The sequence below is a fragment of the Lactiplantibacillus sp. 30.2.29 genome, assembly GCF_018991255.1.
GTDB lineage: Bacteria > Bacillota > Bacilli > Lactobacillales > Lactobacillaceae > Lactiplantibacillus > Lactiplantibacillus pentosus.
This window is the reverse complement of record NZ_JAGYGU010000002.1, coordinates 203,840-220,619: the sequence shown is the minus strand read 5'-3', so window position 1 is coordinate 220,619 and position 16,780 is coordinate 203,840. Positions and strand designations below refer to the sequence as shown.

Genomic DNA, 16,780 nt, shown 5'->3' with positions numbered 1-16,780 from the left:
CAGCGTGTTGGAATTTTTTTAGCGACTTTTATTAGTGACGGTACGTCGTTTGAGCAATCGGCGTCGATTGACTTCTCGGCGGATGAAGGAGTAAGCAATCAAGCCCAGTGCCAATACGCCGATAATAATTGCAGTCTTCACGAATCCGAAAATCCAGAAAAACACCGCAATAGCAAAGGTACAGTATACGATTAAGAACATGGGGGCCCTCCTTCGATCGAATGGTTAAGTTATTTTATAAAACCATTGTATCGAGAAAAAATAGCTATCCCGTGATTGAAATTTGAATTTTCTGTTAAGGATTGCAAGATTATCCCCAAATTGGCTTGATTTGTGCTGACCATGAGTGATTAGTTAGAATTCTAGTCGAAATGTGAACAAGTCGAGCACACGTGAGCCAGTTAATTGGTCATGAATTATGACCGAGGTAAACCCATAATCAGTCCCGGAAGTGCCGATGCAGCCGCCGTTCGTTGGCCTGGGCTAATTGTTCAGTCGTCAGTTGGTACGTGGTGGCAGCTTGAAGCTTTGCTAATCCGACCTGAATTGCGCCTAACTGGGCGGTATCACTAGCTTGAGGGCCTAACTTTTCCGTGAGGGTCGATAATAGCGTCAGTTCGGGTTGGAGCGTTTCTGCAACTTGCTGGTCGTATTGCGATTGGCTCAGACTGTGGGTTTGCCAACGCGTCACCCGGCTCAGTAAGTTCAGCATTTGATTGGTTAGTAAGTTCAGTAAATAGTCCGTTTCTTGATTCGTTAGGGTCATCAGCAGGACCTCCAATAATAAAGTAAGCTCACTCAAATATTAGCATGAGTAAGGTCAATTTAATTACTATTTTAATAATTTCGGCCGAAATGTGCTGATTTTGAGTTTCAATCGTCTTTTAGTTTGTGAAGCGTGCTACATTATCAGTAATTGAATGAAAGGAGTGAGCAATGATGATTGGGCATATTACAGCAATGCGACCCGATTATGATGTCGGCATCTTGACTGATTTTCACGGTCGGCACTTTAAGTTTCGACTCACGGCGGTTCAACCCGCGAGCGCCTTGCATATTGGTGCGGAGTTTTTCTTTGATCCGCAGTTGACAGCAGCCGGTTTAGTTGCGGTGCAATTACGGTACCAGCACCACGATGGCACTTGCTTGTCAGTGCGGCCACCGACTGAAGTGGATCAGCCAGTCGTCGTCAGAATCGGTGAGTTAGTCTTGAACGTTGATGATATTCAGTACTATGCCTTGACGACTGATCAGGCTGAGATTCGAAACGGGTACGCGTCATCTGCTCGGCATCTCGTCATCAAGATGCGGGGTGGCCGCCAATTCATCTTCTATAATTGGGATGGGGTCAATATTGATGATGTGGTCACAAAGCTAGCGACGTTACATACTGTGCAACGCCAATTTGGTTGAAAGGCAGAAATCAAAAAAAGACGTCCGTTTCATACAGCCAGGGCTGGTGAAATGGGCGTCTTTTGGCGATTCAAGCGTCTCGGTTGCTGGCAATGGTGTGAGCAGTTGATTGCTAGCGAGCGAGACTTTAAACGGCTAGTGTTGGCGGTCTTTAAAAATAAAGAGCTTGCTGAAAAACCAGTTGAGTAACACGATAATAATTTGGTCGATTAATTTCACGAGCAAGCTGTTGCCGTGCAGGACGGAAATCCCGACGATCATAATTCCTTGGTCAACAAAGTAGCTGAGTAGCCGAAAGCCGAAAAACGAGGTCATTTCGGCTAATACCGAGCGAAAGGTGGGTGTGTGTGATTCAAAAACCCACCGTTTGTTGGTCACGTAGGCGAAGAGGACTGATAGTAACCAGGCGATCGTATTGGCAATCCAATACGGCCAGAATTGGTCGAAGATGCCAAAAACGATAAAGTTGATGACGGTGGTTAAGCCCCCGAAAATTAAATAGGACAGCACACTTTGATAGCGCCGCCAGAGTTGTTTGATAAATTGCACCACTAGTAAATTACCCTCACTTTAGCTAATTAATAACTAGCTACCATCCTATCATATAATCCGGTCTGGCGTTGGATAATTTTAGTGTTGAGTGAGCTGGTGGCAGCGCGCTTCAAAGGCGTCATGGGCGGCTGCGAAGTTCGTAAATTGAATCCGTTCAACCGTCAGTGTTCCTAGAGTGGTTGTGGCGCTGACTTTTAATAGAAATAAATGTTGACCAAAGCGCTGCTTGATCAGTTGTAGTTGATATGAAAGGTCATTATTGATCACGATCGTGTGATTTGCCATTAAACCTGGTTGCATTCCCAAAGCAATCATTCAACCCACCCCCAATGATTAATTTTTATTGTAAGCAGTGACTGTAAATATCGAATGTTGTTGCTGTAAATTTTGTGTAAAGTTGGGGTGAGGGAATCAAAGGTTTCTCAGAGTGCGAGGTTCAGACGGGTTGGGACTGAGGATTAGCCTAGCCAGAGCGTTAAGCGGCGCATTTCCGCTTGGCGTTCTGGCGTAGCTAACCGGAAGTCCCAGTCTGACCCGAACACGTTTCATCCATATCGCAGGCAATGTGGAAGACCAGTATTTAAGACGCGGGGTTCTCGGCTTAAATCTGTGTCCACCATGTTCCGACCATTACCCAGAATACTTGCAAGCCGGAGTAGGATGTGACTAGCCATCAGTTTTATGCTAGCTCGCTTTGTTTCCAGCGGGTCTCGGCTGGCTGCTTTTGAACTTAAGAACTGGTGTGTTTTAATCATGATTCACGATAAATAATAACGAGCACAATGCGTAACCGATGAAAAAAACATAGCCAAACACCACTCGCTTTTGAAAATGACAACGCATTCAATGGCGATAAATGTTAAAATAAGGTTAGCAGATGGAAAGGGCGTGACGTAAATGTTACAAGAATATTCGAATATTTTAGTTCCCCTAGATGGTTCAGAGCAAGCGGAAATCGCACTGGATAAAGCGGTGGCGGTTGCTAAGCGGAATGACGCGCACATTGACGTGTTAGCTGTCATTGATCCTGGACAGTTTGGCTATAATTTAGCTGGGCTAGCTGATGGCGATATTACGTATCAGCTCGTCCAAGATTCAGAAGCCTATTTGAAAGAAACGGTCGGTCAAATTAAGAAGGATGGCTTCGATGACATTGACTTTCACATTCGGATGGGCAGCCCCAAGCCAATTATTTCACAGGACTTCGTCAAGGATCATCATAACGATTTGATTATGATGGGTGCGACTGGTCTGAACGCGGTTGAACGGGTGCTTGAAGGTTCTGTGACGACCTATGTGCAACGTAACGCACTGACTGACGTGATCGTTGTTAAAACGGATTTGGAAAACACGCAAGTTGAAAAGTAACCGCTACGTCAATCCGTCATCACTGACCGATAAATCAGTAGTTTATGATCAAAAACAATACTTTTGAATAAATCAAAAAATACCTGAGCTGACTTTTAACAACAAGTCGCTCAGGTATTTTGCGTCACATTTAGTTTCTGATCCGTAATTTACGATTGAACAGGTAAGCCAATGTTCCGATGACGCCACAACCAACTAACATGGTAATCAATGGCATGATCGGGTTGAAATAGCCGGCGTCGGCTGGCCCATGACTGGGGTAACCGACTAGGAATTTCAGGAAGGCTTCCAAACCGGTGTAGCTAAAACTGGATTGATTGCGAACAATCACCACCGTGAGTAACCAAATTGCGATGACGCCTAGAATGGGCGCCCCAATAATCAAGATGGTTTTGGCCCATTTGCCGAATAAAGCGAGCAGGGTACCACAAGCCATGCCGGTCAAACCAGTTCCAATGTAGAAAATCCAGTTAAAGATCAGATTCAAGGCAACGTTAAGCGTGACATTGGAACCAAAAGCGTAGGCGTAAAGCGAGGTCCCCGTCTTTAATAGGGCCTGTTGCGTACTCCAATGCATGTAGGGGGCGTGGAAGGCGAAGAAATGAATTCCACCGATAATCACGCACAACGCACTCATTAAAATCAATGATAGCAGGCGCGCACTGAAGTACGTGCGCCGCGAAATTCCGTTTTGAATGAACAGCTTGAAGTTGTCGTACGTTAAGGCACCAAATATAAAAATCAGTAAGAAGAATAGGGCCCCAAGATTCATGCTAGCAAGATCCTGGAAGAAGGAGTAGTGACTGAGATTACCTGTCAGCAGGTCAACCAACAATGGGAGTACGGCAAATAGCCATATCAGAACGAAAAACGACCAACCAGCTAATTTTAACTGGTCCAACAATAAATAACGGGTGGTCCGTTGTACTTTAGTTGACATGAGTGGCGGCCTCCTCCTTGGTGTTAGTCAGGTTGATAAATAGTTTTTGCAGGTCGAGATGTTCAATCTTGACGGTGTCTGGAATTGGCCGATTATCATCTAAACCACCATAGACATAGTGGGCCGTGATTCCACCCAGTGCGTCTTGACCGATAACGTTGAGGCCGTTCGTGTAGGCGACGACATCCGCCTGTGGCCCCGTGACGGCGTACGATTGCGCGAGGATATCGGAGACATCGCCATCAATCACGATCTGATGCTGGTCGAGCACGAAGACGTGTTCAACGATGTTGGCGATTTCGTCGATCAGATGGGTCGAAATGACGAAGGTCCGCGGGTGCTCACTGTACGTTTCGATAAGTTCTTGGTAGAAAATCTCACGATGATTGGCATCCAGACCGAGGACGGGTTCGTCCAAGAAGATGTAGTCGGCCGGCACACAGAGCGCCACAATCAGTTTAAAAATCGTGCGGTATCCCGTCGACAATTTACCGAAGCGGGTGTTTAGGTCGAGTCCAAATGTCTGGGCTAATTTTTCAGCGTAGGCGAAATCAAAACTGCCGTACAAATAAGCGGTCGTTTTGAAAAGTTGCTTGACGCGTGCTCGGTCAGAATAGAGGTTCACTTCACTCATCAAGTATAGTCTGCCCAAGGTCCGGTCGTTGTCACGCATGGATTCGTCATCCATCGTCACGGTACCACTATCGGCAAAGATGCGATTGCTGATAATGTTCAGCAAGGTGCTTTTCCCCGCGCCATTGCGGCCCAACAGTCCGTAAATCGTGTTAGGTTCGATGGTCAGGTTAAGTTCATCCAGAACGACCTGACTGTGAAAGGCCTGTTTGACGGCCTGAACTTGAATACTCATGATTCAGAAAACCCCCGTTCAATTAATTTTGCTAGTTCAGTCTGAGTGATGTGCAATTTCTGCGCTTCACTGACTAATTTTTTGACGTAATCCGCATAGAATTGGTCGCGCCGTTTATCAACAATGCGCTGTTGCGCACCACTGATGACGAACATCCCGACCCCCCGACGTTTTTCAATCAATTGGGCGTCGACTAGGATGTTCATGCCTTTTAAAACGGTCGCAGGATTGATATGAAATTCTTTAGAAATCTCGGTTGTCGAAGGAATTTGCTCACCTTCAGCGAAGGTTTCAGTAAAGATAGCTTCTTCAATTTGGTCGGCAACCTGCAAGTAAATTGGTTCCGTACTATTAAAGTTGAACTGCATTCTATTCACCTCATTGCAGTGATTGCCCTATTTCGTTGTGACCTTATGCTGCGGCTGGTGCAGTTGTCGTTCGGTACGGTCGATGCGAGCAGCGATCCAACTAGAACCTAGGAGGAGGGTGCCCAGAACGGCTAAGAGCACGTCTTGGTGTTCAAAGACGACCTGGAAGGCAAGTCCGAGGTTGACGCCCAGCCATAAGAGCGGCATGAGCGCGCCTAACCAAAATTGACGACGATTTGCGAGCGCGTAACGGTGTAATGGTGTAATAACGATTAATAAAGCGACTAATCCAAAGTATACCATGATTGTTCCCTCCTCCAAAAGGTTATTCTAAAACGATGCGCCGGTAGATGGTGATGGTCATCAGATAGTACAACAGGTACAGGCCGGCGAAAATTAGAAACGGTAGCCAGATGCCCGTGTAAGGTGACGTGACCATGATGATTTTGAACATTTGTAAGCCGAACAAGACGTGAACGATCCCCACGATACCGGGTAAGATGAACAGTACGGCGATTTCCTTGTTGATAGCCCCGGTCAATTGACGACGGGTCGTGCCGACTTTATCAAGCATGGCATACCGATGTTGGTCAGCGGCGGCCCCAGATAAAATTTTGAACATCAGACAACTAGCTAACATGGCTAAGAAGGCGATTCCGAGGAACATCCCCATGAATTCAAGGCCGGAATACATACTGTTGACGAGTTGATACATCGCATAGCGACCACCGTATTGCTCAGGATTCGTGGTGTGGAAGTGTTCCTTGGCTAATTTGGCAAGTGCGCTGCGGTGTTCAAGGACACTGTTGGTCGTGAAAACGGTCAGGCGTTGTTCAGGCTGGGCGAGCTTCGCGTAAGCCGTTTCGGACAAGAAAACTGGTGTCGTTGCGGCCATGGTACCGCCTTGAAGCTGGGTCAGTTGATAGTTGTCAAACGACTTTTGTAACTTAGCGGCATTATTTTGAACTGGTCGGTAGTCCAATTGATGCTTGTTTTGCATTTTGATGGTCGTGAAGGGCTGTTGGTTGAATTCAGCCGCACGATAGTAAGTCACTTTTTTAGTCGCTTTAAAATGATAAGTGTGGGTCGTCTTTGGCTTTATAGCCGCGATTTGTTGACGCTCAGACTTGGTCGTGTTAACGAGGCCCATATCATAGGCGTTGTTGGCGTTGGCCATCAGTGGGATCTGGCTGTGAAAGCCCATCCCGACTGTGATTGCACCCAGTGCCAGTGCGAATAACATGGCGACGATCGATAGCATCTTAGTGTAATTACGGATGCGAAAACTCAGCTGAGAAAGCGTGAAGCCGTTTAAGCCCCGTTGTGCGAACTTGAACCGTTTCAGGGCGACCATCAGCCAAACGAAGATGGCGTTAAATAGCAGGTACGTGCCTAAAACGATGGTGACTAGGGCAATACCGATACCAGCCAGCACGAGTGTTTCCAAGTTGGCCATGGCCCAGTAACCGATCGCGATAGAAATCAAGCCTGCGATGACTTCGAGCAATTGCCGCATTGGTTTGAGCTGCGGCCGGTTGGGTTGGTCGTTACTATGGAGCAGCTTCAAAGCAGGGGTCCGAGTCAAGGCAATCAGGTTGAAGACGCCGGCAATCAGGAATAATCCGACGTACAAGAGAATCGTGACTAGTGCGGCGGGGGCGTACCAAGCGGCAAAGCGGTGTAGTGTCAGGCCTAAACTGTTGATTAGGATTTGACTTACGCCGGCAGTCAGGGCAGTTCCGACTAGGATACCGACAATTGTCGCAGTAACGCCGACCAGTAAGGTTTCCAACCAAATTAGCTGCCCAATTTTACTTTTACGCGCACCGACCATCATAAAGAGGCCGTAGTCGCGTTTGCGCATGCTGAGTAAAAATGAGTTGGCATAGCCGATATAGACTAACGTGATAATCGTCAGTAAGACTGAGCCGAATTGGAAGATAAAGCCGACCATACCGATGCTGGTGTTTTGTTTTAAGAACGCGTTGTTGGTGGCGAGGGCTTCAAACATGTAGAAGATCGCACTGGACATGATCAGTCCTGAAAATAGGACCAGATAATCGCGCCAGCGGTGTTTGAACCCGGTCATGGCAAGTTTAGTTAACATCGTGATAAAACTCCTTTTGATTAATTTCGCTTATTGTTCAAACGTCCCGAGGTTATCAAGCACTTGTTGATAAAAGTCGCTCCGACTGGCCGTTCCCCGTTTCAGTTCTTGCCCAATCTGTCCGTCTTTGATGAACAGGATCCGTTGGCAGAAGCTAGCTGAGAAGGGGTCGTGAGTTACCAACAGAATTGAGACGGCCCGTTCCTGGTTGATTTTGGTAAATAAATCAAGCAATTCCCGCGCGGACTTGGAATCTAGTGCGCCGGTCGGTTCATCACCAAAGAGAATTGCAGGATCATTGATGAGGGCCCGTGCCGCTGCGACCCGTTGCTTTTGACCACCAGAGAGTTCGTTTGGATAATTTGTGAGAAATTCTTGAATACCTAACTGTTGGGCTACTTTTTCGACGGCCGGTTTGATTTGCTTGCTAGGCGTATTTTGCAATGACAGCGGCAAGGCGATGTTTTCATAAGCCGTCATCGTTTCTAATAAGTTGAAGTCTTGGAAGATGAACCCAATCTCCTTGGAACGAAAATCGGCCAGTTGATTGCCTTTTAAATGGGTGATGGGTTGCTGGCGAATCGTGACTTCACCACTAGTTGGTTGGTCTAAAGTGGCTAGCATATTCAGTAGCGTGGTCTTCCCGGAACCAGAGGCCCCCATGATGCCGACAAATTCGCCGGGTTGGACGTTGAAGTCGATGCCCTTCAAGGCTTCGTATTGTTTGCTGCCGGCCTTACCATACGTCTTATGCAGGTCGTTGACAGTCATAATCGGTGTCGTTGTCATTTTGTAAAACTCCTTTTGGGTTGTTAGTTTGTTATTTGGTTAATTACTTATGTAACTAACTATAAAGGCAACTAGCTATTCTGTCAAACATAATTTGTCTTTTGATAGCCGCTTGCGGGTGAAAAGTCAGCTATGACGGGGGATTAGCACGATAAAATAATTAGCGGAATTTAGCGATTGGTTGATGATTTGGCCAACTTGAGGTTAGTTAGTCCGGTCAAAAGTGAGTCACCAAGTCACTAAGTAACTAAGTAACTACCTGGCTAACCAATCAGCGGCTATCTTTTTTTGCTGGCGTTCGTTGTGAGGATACGTTGTATGAGAATCTAAGGAAGTTGACATGAAGAAGCGGTGAGGGCGGATTGCAATTCTAAGATGGCAGGCCTAAAATAATTTTTACTGAAGATGCGGATGATCCGCACATGATAAGACAGGAGGAGCTAACGTGAAAAAAATTTTGGTACTACATACCGGTGGTACGATTGCCATGTCGGCGGATGAAGCTGGCAACGTGACGCCCGGTGCAGAAAATCCGTTGGACAATTATCAATCGTCATTCGGTGCCGATATTGAGTTGGAAACTGAAGATGTCTTCAATGTTCCTTCACCCCACATTACGCCTGCACGGATGTTGCAACTGAAGCAACGCATCGATAAAGCGGCCCACGAAGGTGTTGATGGCGTGGTGGTCACCCATGGAACGGATACATTAGAAGAAACGGCTTATTTTTTGGATTTAACGTTACCGAATGAGCTACCAGTCGTGATTACCGGTGCGATGCGCTCGGCCAATGAAATCGGGTCGGACGGGTTGCATAATTTAGAAACGGCGATTCAAACGGCCAGTACGCCGGATGCGGCCGAAAAGGGCGTGCTCGTCGTGATGAACGATGAGATTCACTCGGCCCGTTACGTGACGAAGACCCACACGACCAACGTGGCCACTTTCCGGACACCCACTTTTGGGCCAATCGGATTAGTTGCCAATAAAGGCGTGGTCTTCTTCGAATCACTACTGCGTTCAACGGTCTGCCCGATTCAAAGCGTCACCGACAATGTCTTCTTAATTAAAGCCTATGCCGGGATGGGGCCAGAATTATTTGATGCCATCGCACAACCAACGACGCACGGAGTCGTGATTGAGGCGCTAGGTGCTGGTAACTTACCACCGGCAACCTTGCCAGCGGTTCAAAAACTTTTGGATATGCAGATTCCAGTCGTACTCGTCTCACGGTGCTTCAACGGAATTGCACAAGACGTTTACGCTTATGAGGGTGGCGGCGTGCAATTGAAGCAGATGGGTGTGATTTTCTGCCAAGGCTTGAATGGTCAAAAGGCACGAATCAAACTACTAGTCGGCGTAAGTGCCGGCATGTCAACAGACGAACTAGCACGCTTTGTGGCGACGGCGAACTCTTAAATCGGGAGCTAGTGCCTTGAAGCGCGTTGTGCTAGTTATTCTTTAGCATCAAAGATGGTTAAATCATGACATTTCTTAAGTTCAAAAGCTGCCAGCCTAGACCCGCTGGAAACAGTGCGAGTTAGCGTGAACCTGCTGTTGTAGCGACGTCCTACGCCGGCTTCCAGGCATTCTAGGCAATGGCCGTGACGTGGTGGACACAGATTTAAGCCGACAACCCACGTCTTAAATACTGGTCTTTCACGCTGGCTGCGATATGGACGAAACGTGTTCAGGTCAGACTGGGACTTCCGGTTAGCTACGCCAGAACGCCAAGCGGAAATGCACCGCTTAACGCTCTAGCTAGGCTAATCCTCAGTCCCGACCCGTCTGAACCTCACACTCTGAGAAGCACTTGGCCTTGCCCAGAATACCTTCCAGCCGGGATGGTATTCGAAAGGCAGACATGTGCGAACTCAACTTTTTGTTGGATTAGTCGTTGGTTCCTTGGTACACGGGGACTTTGATATTGAACTGTCAGATTAGTTTCTAATGATAACTAAGCTTCCTAACCCATGCTTTAACTTTTCGAATCAACAGTTTCACTGAATTTGTCAAAACTTTCCCTAGTCGTTTGAGATAGCAAAGTTTCAAATTATAAACGAAGGTAATTTATCAACTAAGACTAATGTCCGTTGAATCTTGCGAATAAAATTCAACTGTTTTTTCAATGATTAAGTGTGATAAAGCATTATTGAGGCCAATTAAAAGTTTACCTGAAGGACCAGTCACTTAATATTCAGCGGTCAATTACACCCAGATAGGTGGCCGTTCATCTGCCATTCGAGCGGCTTCCCGACTGTAGGGGCTGGCTGACAATGCTCAAGGGCGAAGTTCTTCTTGTCCGGGTGGGGTTCCCGGGCTAGAAGAAGACTCGTATTTGAAATTGCGCAGTGGTCTTCTGCGTGAGTTCAAATCGATGTCCGCCCTGTTCCAGCGTTGTCAGCCAGCCCCGGAGGTCGGACTAAGACGTCCATTGGCTGACGAACAGGACGCCAACTTGGCATGATTTAACCATGATTCATGACAAGTTACCTAGCACATGCGTAATAATGGTTGTGTCTCTAAAACAAAACAAGCCGAACACGGTTGCCAACTTTAGCTGAAGTTGACTAACCGTGTTCGGCTTGTTTTTTAGTTGATACTGAATGTGATGAGCTTTGATTTATTGGTTAATGAGGTTTTGCCGAATGAGACGCGCCACGTAGGCTTCATGTAATAAGTCACCGTGACTGATGGATTTTTGGTTGACGGTCATGGCGGTGTAGCGCGTGACGTTATTCATGAACAACTTGCCACCCGCGTTAACACTGCTGAGTGGGACGATGTCGTCGTTGCCATCCCCAGTATCGCCAGCGACATTAATGACGGCGTGTAATTTTTTGAAGGCGGCTTTATGGTCGAGCAACGGGTCATACAGCGTTTTATCCGGATTTTCCGCATCGGTACCCAAAAACGGGGTGCCGATAACCATCAAGTCGTGTACGCTTAACGGATTATCAGTGCTCAACCCAGCGAGGTAGCGGCTCCAAATCAGGCCACCATTCGAGTAGCCCAGCGCATTGGCGGTCGTCAGGTGTTGGTGGTGCTTGAGGTAGCGGACTGCTTTAGCTAAGCCCGTCGTTTGCGTTTTGATATTGTCGTTGGAATCGGTACTGTTCTCGAAAAAAATCACGATTAACGCGTCGTTGATGGTCGTATTTTTGACGCGGGTTTCAGTGACTTTCAGTTGTTGATCAGCAGTAATGGTTACCCGAATCAACGGATGCCGATCCGTTTTGTTGAGCGAACGAATAATGTCGTCAAAATCCGTCAGGCTACTACTACTGCCGCCAATCATGATCAGCGGTCGTTTTTGTTTGGTCACCACGTGGTTCGTCTGATCCTGATGAATCTGGGTCGTCAAGCCTAACCCAATAATCATTAGCAGGAATAAGCCACAGGCAATTAATCCCCAGATTACCTTTTTTGGCATATGCTCACCCCATTAAGCATTTATTTTAGAAGCGTTCGGCAATAATTGGTCGGTCATTGAGTGGTTGAACTGCCCGGTTGTTTGCGGCAAATAGGTGTTGATAAGCAGCCAGCTGTTCTTCACCAATCATGACCGTGTCGGCGCAAACGTACCATTCGACCGTTTCGCTAAGTGGTGGCGTCGTCAATGAACCGAGGTAATGATAGACCGTCCCGGTGTCTGGGAGTAGTTCGGTCAGATTGACTGGTTCAGTGAGGTCATGGCTTGCTTCCGGCGTAAATTGGTCTAATAAACCCTGAAATGACTGGTTAGGCTTGCCAATGCGGCCAAAGACGGCGACCACGGCTAACTGACCGGTAGCGCTTTGGTGAACCAAATGCCATTCGATGGGCGCAGCTTGACCGTCAATCAGGTGTTCGGCTGGCGTGTGGAAATGCAACTGCTGGAAGGTGAAATCGCGGTCATTCAAGTAGGCCGCGCCAATCCCGTGCGCTTTGAGTGTCGTTGCTTCGCCAGTAATCGATTGTGCTTGGTATAAACCACGCCAGCTAATGGCTGAAAGTTGTGAATCCTGCGTTTTGCTGGTTTGAATATCAATTGGTGATTGGTGCTGACCACTAGTCATCGGCCAGTCAGTTTGGTGTGCGTAGTCAAATGTCATCGTAAATCCTCCGTTAATAAAACCCGTGATAAATTTTAGCGCGCTGTGACCCGGTCTAACTTGAACCAAACAGCCACGAACGTCTGAATCTGTAAACATTATAACACCCAATCATAATCGGTGGTGAATCAGCTGCAACCTGCAAATTCAACCGCACATCGGGTGTTAAAAAACAACAATCAGACAATTGGCACCCGATTGAGGGGAAGACAATGTTAGAATAGAAGTTGAAATGACAACAGATAGGTGGCTTCAACAATGACAAATCAACGTGTATTAACGGTACCAGGTGGTATCAACTTTCGCGAACTCGGTGGTTACGCGACTAAAGACGGACGCACGGTCAAGTGGCATAAAGTGATTCGGACGGGCGGCCTCGACCAACTCACACCGGCTGGTCAAGCGCAATTGGACGATTATGGTGTTCGCTATGACATCGACTTTCGTTCACCAAAAGAAGTATTAGATGCGCCTGACCGGGTGCCAGCTAATGCTAAGTACGTCTATGCACCGGTCTTTAACGTCGATGAGACGCGTAATTCAGATGGCACGGACAAGATGACTGCGAACTTGGAAAAGCATCCGGATAGTGGCTTCAAACACATGCTCAAGGTTTACCGGATGGTCGCAGATGAACAGCACGCTAAGGATGAGTATCGCCGGTTCTTCGATAACTTACTAGCGAATGACCAACCTGATTCAACGCTGTTATTCCATTGTACAGCCGGTAAGGACCGGACTGGCATGGGCGCCGTGTACTTATTAACGGCGCTGGGTGTCGATTTCGCGACCATCAAACAAGATTATTTGCTGACCAACCAAGCGTCGATTGGCCGAATCAACGGCGCGATGGCAGCGGCCAAGGCTCAAGGTGCTTCAGCGGAAACGATTGAAAGTATTCGTGCGCTGTGGTCAGTCGATTCGGCTTATTTAGATGCTGCAATGACCGAAATTAAGCGCCAATCTGGTAATTTGACGCACTATTTGCATACTGAGTTGAAGCTGACCAATAATGAAATCAAGGATTTGCAACGAATCTATTTGGAATAGGAAGTGTGACGATGCGCTATTTAGCAAGTTCTAGTCATGATATTCGGACGAATCTCGCGATTGAGACCTATTTGATGACTCACGCAGACTTGACCGAACCAATTCTGTATTTTTATATTAATTCGCCATGCATTATCGTGGGTCGTTACCAAAACGTTGTTGCGGAGATCAATCAGGACTATGTGAAACAGCAGCATATTATTTTGACGCGCCGGACATCTGGCGGTGGTGCGGTCTATGATGATTTAGGCAATGTTAGCTTTAGTTTTATTACCAAAGACGACGGTGACGGGTTCGGTAATTTCAAACGCTTTACCGCACCGGTTCTCAACGCCTTACACGCAATGGGTGCGACCGGTGCGACGATGAGCGGCCGCAATGACTTGTTGATTGACGGTAAGAAATTCTCTGGCAACGCGATGCACGTTGAAAATGGCCGGATGTTCTCACACGGCACATTGATGTATGATGTCGACCAAAGCCAGATTGCGAAGGCGCTGACGGTACCTAAGGACAAGCTCGCATCGAAAGGTATTAAGTCCGTTCGCAGTCGGGTCACTAATTTGAAGCCGTACATGGCACCCGAGTACCAGCAGCTGACCATCGAAGAATTCCGGGATACGCTGGCACGTGAAATCCTCGGGGTGACTGATTTGAAGCAGGCGAAGACCTACCAGCTTGATGATGAGGCTCGTGCGGGCATCGCTGAACTCAATCAGCAGTATTTCAAAAATTGGGACTGGATCTACGGGCAATCACCGGCCTTTACGATCAAACAACGGCGCCATTTTGATGCGGGAACGGTCGAGTTTCAACTCAACGTGGATGCGGGCCGAATCAAAACCGTCACGATTTACGGTGACTTCTTTGGTGCGCAACCGGTTGACCCCGTCATTGACCACCTAATTGGCGTCAAATACGAACGGCAGGCGATTGCGACCGCGCTGGCACCCCTCGATTTGAGCCAATATTTTGGTAACATTGACCGCGACCAATTGATTGATTTATTGGTTGCACCCTAATACTTTGTGAAAAATCCGGTTAAATGGCGATTTTTGTCAGCAGCCGCGTAGACGACTGAATCGACTTGAACAAGCGAAAAGACTTGAGATAAGTTAATTCAGTTATTTATTAAATTTAACTGAAAGCGTTTAAAATTGTTTTGCTTTCTTTAGTGAAATCCATTACAATATAATTGTTAATTTAGAAAATATATAATATTTGACTATTTGAGTATAGAAGGAGTTGTTTTCGATGCATAAATTTATCGCAATGGTTGGTACCAATTCAGATGAATCGACGAACCGCAAGTTATTGCAATACATGCAGGCCCACTATGCGGATCAAGCAGAAATCGAATTAATGGAAATTAAGGGGCTACCGATTTTTAACAAGCCAGAGAACCGGCAGATTCCAGAACAAGCTCAGGGGATGGCCGCTAAAATCGACGCCGCTGATGGGGTAATCATCAGTACGCCTGAATATGACCATTCGGCGCCAGCTGTGCTGTTAAATGCATTGGAATGGCTCTCATTCCATATTCAACCATTTGTGGACAAGCCAGTGATGATTCTAGGGGCTTCCTATGGGGCACTAGGGACTTCACGGGCGCAAGCGCATTTGCGGCAAGTGTTGGACTCACCTGAATTACGCGCGCGCATCATGCCAAGTTCTGAATTTATGCTCGGCCATTCATTACAAGCATTCGATGATGACGGCGACTTGGTAGATGACCAACAGGTGGCTAAGTTAGATGGGTTATTCGCTGACTTCCAAATGTTTGTCGAAATCACGAAAAAGCTTAAGAACGCGAACGCAACGACGTACCAAGAAGTTCGCGACATGGATTGGGAAAAACTATAGAGAGGGCGAGACGTATGAAATTAGTTGGAATTGCAGGGTCAATTGAAGATAAGTCTTATAATCGGTTATTGTTGAAGTTTATCGCTAATCATTTTAGTGACATGGTGGACGTTGAAATCTTGGACATTCAAGACGTGCCGATGTTTAACCAAAGTGACGACCAGACGGAAGGCGAAGCCGTTCAATATCTGAAGCGGAAAATTATGCAAGCAGATGGGGTCATTATTGCGACGCCTGAACACAACCACACGATTACCGCTGCCTTGAAGAGCGTCATCGAATGGTTATCATTCAAGATTCATCCAATGTCTGGTAAACCAGTCTTGATCGTGGGTGCTTCATACTATGACCAAGGTTCTTCGCGAGCACAGTTGAACTTACGGCAGATTTTGGAATCTCCTGGTGTGGACGCAGTGGTCATGCCGGGTAATGAATTCTTATTGGGTGAAGTCAAGCAAGCCTTTGATGATCAAAATAATTTAAAAGACGCCCGCACCGTTTCATTCCTACAAGAAACGTTAGGTAAGTTCCTCAAGTTTGTTAAGATGGTCAACGCGATGGACAAAGAAGCGCATGCGGATGACTGGAAGAATGAAGACCTCGAAGCGAAGGGCGAAGTTGAGACGACCATTAAAGGCGTCAACATGCATGCTGCTGACTGGGTCGAACAAGCGGCAGCTAAGACCCACGCTGCTGAAGGTGACGACTACGTTAAGTTAGACCGCGGGGTATTGACAGTCAACCAGTTGAACTGGTTCTTGAACTCAATGCCAATGGAATTAACTTATGCCGATGCCAACAACCAGTTCCTCTACTATAACCACCAGATGGACGGCGACAAGATGTTAGCCTCACGGACGCCAGCACAAGCCGGTAACCCGTTAGCAGACTGTCATCCTAAGCGGGCCGTTCCTGGGGTTAAACGGGCGGTTCACATGCTGCGGACCGGTGAGACTGACCTCTTCAAGTTACCGGTACCCGGGATTCCAAATAAGTATGTCATGCATTACTACCAAGCCTTACATGACGACAAGGGCGAATACAAAGGTATCAACGAGTTTGTCCTCGACTTATTACCAATCGTTAAGTATTACTTGAAGCAGACTGGACAGATGTTAGCACCTGATCCAGATGCGAAGACTGACGCGGTTTCTGGTGCTTCTTCTAAAGCCAAGGAAACTAAACCAGATGATGTATCCGGTGCTTCTGCGGATACGGAAGAACAACCCGCTGTCGATGACGTTTCCGGCGCTTCAGCCGATACGGCAGCAGAACCAACTAAGCCTGAAGAACCAGCCGTTGATGATGTATCCGGTGCTTCAGCCAAATAATCGAATGTGTTTCAAGAAGCTTTCAAGTCCACTAAT

At 47.1% G+C, this 16,780-nt stretch carries 19 protein-coding genes; 7 read left to right on the top strand and 12 right to left on the bottom strand.

All coding sequences use genetic code 11. The annotated features are described in order from the left end of the window. Window positions 1–18: 18 nt before the first annotated feature. Entirely contained in the window at window positions 19–201 is a 183-nt protein-coding gene (locus KGF65_RS02355) for a hypothetical protein (RefSeq protein WP_088770883.1), read from the bottom strand. A 238-nt stretch (window positions 202–439) separates the two neighbouring features. Further along, window positions 440–766, bottom strand: a complete 327-nt coding sequence (locus tag KGF65_RS02350) for a hypothetical protein (RefSeq protein WP_050339712.1) — start codon at window positions 764–766, stop codon at window positions 440–442. 170 nt (window positions 767–936) lie between these two features. Between KGF65_RS02350 and KGF65_RS02345 the strand changes: the two genes are divergently transcribed. Continuing rightward, window positions 937–1,413 carry a hypothetical protein gene (locus tag KGF65_RS02345; RefSeq protein WP_225083285.1) on the top strand — a complete coding sequence of 159 codons (477 nt, stop codon included), beginning with the start codon at window positions 937–939 and terminating at the stop codon, window positions 1,411–1,413. 135 nt (window positions 1,414–1,548) lie between these two features. On the opposite strand, the gene KGF65_RS02340 is transcribed toward KGF65_RS02345, so the two are convergent. Further along, window positions 1,549–1,965, bottom strand: coding sequence for a GtrA family protein (locus KGF65_RS02340; RefSeq protein WP_101873039.1), 417 nt, complete (start codon window positions 1,963–1,965; stop codon window positions 1,549–1,551). Between the two features lie 78 nt (window positions 1,966–2,043). After that, window positions 2,044–2,280 (bottom strand): hypothetical protein, encoded by a 237-nt coding sequence (locus tag KGF65_RS02335; RefSeq protein WP_050339708.1) that lies wholly within the window; start codon window positions 2,278–2,280, stop codon window positions 2,044–2,046. Between the two features lie 582 nt (window positions 2,281–2,862). Here KGF65_RS02335 and KGF65_RS02330 point away from each other — a divergent pair. Continuing rightward, entirely contained in the window at window positions 2,863–3,333 is a 471-nt protein-coding gene (locus tag KGF65_RS02330) for a universal stress protein (protein WP_050339706.1), read from the top strand. 130 nt (window positions 3,334–3,463) lie between these two features. Here the strand turns inward: KGF65_RS02330 and KGF65_RS02325 are convergent, their stop codons facing one another. The 6 genes from KGF65_RS02325 to KGF65_RS02300 are packed head-to-tail and all read right to left on the bottom strand — an operon-like array spanning window position 3,464 to window position 8,405. Next, the gene (locus tag KGF65_RS02325; RefSeq protein ID WP_101873040.1) at window positions 3,464–4,273 is read right to left on the bottom strand and encodes an ABC transporter permease; all 810 of its coding nucleotides are present in this window, start codon (window positions 4,271–4,273) and stop codon (window positions 3,464–3,466) included. Next, window positions 4,263–5,141: an ABC transporter ATP-binding protein gene (locus KGF65_RS02320; protein WP_065674838.1), complete on the bottom strand. Its 879-nt coding sequence runs from the start codon at window positions 5,139–5,141 to the stop codon at window positions 4,263–4,265. The genes KGF65_RS02325 and KGF65_RS02320 overlap by 11 nt, the downstream gene beginning before the upstream one ends. Then, complete coding sequence (locus tag KGF65_RS02315; protein ID WP_003639455.1) at window positions 5,138–5,509, bottom strand: GntR family transcriptional regulator; 372 nt, start codon at window positions 5,507–5,509, stop codon at window positions 5,138–5,140. Before KGF65_RS02315 ends, KGF65_RS02320 begins: the two co-directional genes overlap by 4 nt. 27 nt (window positions 5,510–5,536) lie before the next feature. Further along, window positions 5,537–5,812: a hypothetical protein gene (locus tag KGF65_RS02310; protein WP_050339700.1), complete on the bottom strand. Its 276-nt coding sequence runs from the start codon at window positions 5,810–5,812 to the stop codon at window positions 5,537–5,539. A 22-nt stretch (window positions 5,813–5,834) separates the two neighbouring features. Then, a complete protein-coding gene (locus tag KGF65_RS02305) occupies window positions 5,835–7,616 on the bottom strand; it encodes an FtsX-like permease family protein (protein ID WP_101873041.1) in 1,782 nt (593 codons plus the stop codon). A 30-nt stretch (window positions 7,617–7,646) separates the two neighbouring features. Continuing rightward, window positions 7,647–8,405, bottom strand: coding sequence for an ABC transporter ATP-binding protein (locus KGF65_RS02300; RefSeq protein ID WP_050339697.1), 759 nt, complete (start codon window positions 8,403–8,405; stop codon window positions 7,647–7,649). A gap of 445 nt (window positions 8,406–8,850) precedes the next feature. On the opposite strand from KGF65_RS02300, the gene KGF65_RS02295 reads away from it, so the two are divergent. Continuing rightward, on the top strand, window positions 8,851–9,825 hold the full coding sequence (locus tag KGF65_RS02295) for an asparaginase (RefSeq protein ID WP_003639451.1): 975 nt from the start codon (window positions 8,851–8,853) through the stop codon (window positions 9,823–9,825). Between the two features lie 1,204 nt (window positions 9,826–11,029). Here the strand turns inward: KGF65_RS02295 and KGF65_RS02290 are convergent. Both KGF65_RS02290 and KGF65_RS02285 read right to left on the bottom strand, forming a co-directional pair. After that, a complete protein-coding gene (locus KGF65_RS02290; protein WP_101873042.1) occupies window positions 11,030–11,839 on the bottom strand; it encodes an alpha/beta hydrolase in 810 nt (269 codons plus the stop codon). Window positions 11,840–11,864: 25 nt separating this feature from the next. After that, on the bottom strand, window positions 11,865–12,500 hold the full coding sequence (locus KGF65_RS02285) for a carbonic anhydrase family protein (RefSeq protein ID WP_101873043.1): 636 nt from the start codon (window positions 12,498–12,500) through the stop codon (window positions 11,865–11,867). Window positions 12,501–12,758: 258 nt separating this feature from the next. Between KGF65_RS02285 and KGF65_RS02280 the strand changes: the two genes are divergently transcribed. From KGF65_RS02280 to KGF65_RS02265, 4 genes are all read left to right on the top strand, one after another. Next, on the top strand, window positions 12,759–13,550 hold the full coding sequence (locus tag KGF65_RS02280) for a tyrosine-protein phosphatase (RefSeq protein ID WP_181185344.1): 792 nt from the start codon (window positions 12,759–12,761) through the stop codon (window positions 13,548–13,550). 11 nt (window positions 13,551–13,561) lie between these two features. Beyond that, window positions 13,562–14,572 (top strand): lipoate--protein ligase, encoded by a 1,011-nt coding sequence (locus KGF65_RS02275; protein ID WP_088770892.1) that lies wholly within the window; start codon window positions 13,562–13,564, stop codon window positions 14,570–14,572. A gap of 232 nt (window positions 14,573–14,804) precedes the next feature. Then, window positions 14,805–15,413 carry an NADPH-dependent FMN reductase gene (locus KGF65_RS02270; RefSeq protein WP_050339692.1) on the top strand — a complete coding sequence of 203 codons (609 nt, stop codon included), beginning with the start codon at window positions 14,805–14,807 and terminating at the stop codon, window positions 15,411–15,413. 14 nt (window positions 15,414–15,427) lie between these two features. Then, window positions 15,428–16,744 (top strand): NAD(P)H-dependent oxidoreductase, encoded by a 1,317-nt coding sequence (locus KGF65_RS02265; protein ID WP_050339690.1) that lies wholly within the window; start codon window positions 15,428–15,430, stop codon window positions 16,742–16,744. Window positions 16,745–16,780: the final 36 nt, after the last annotated feature.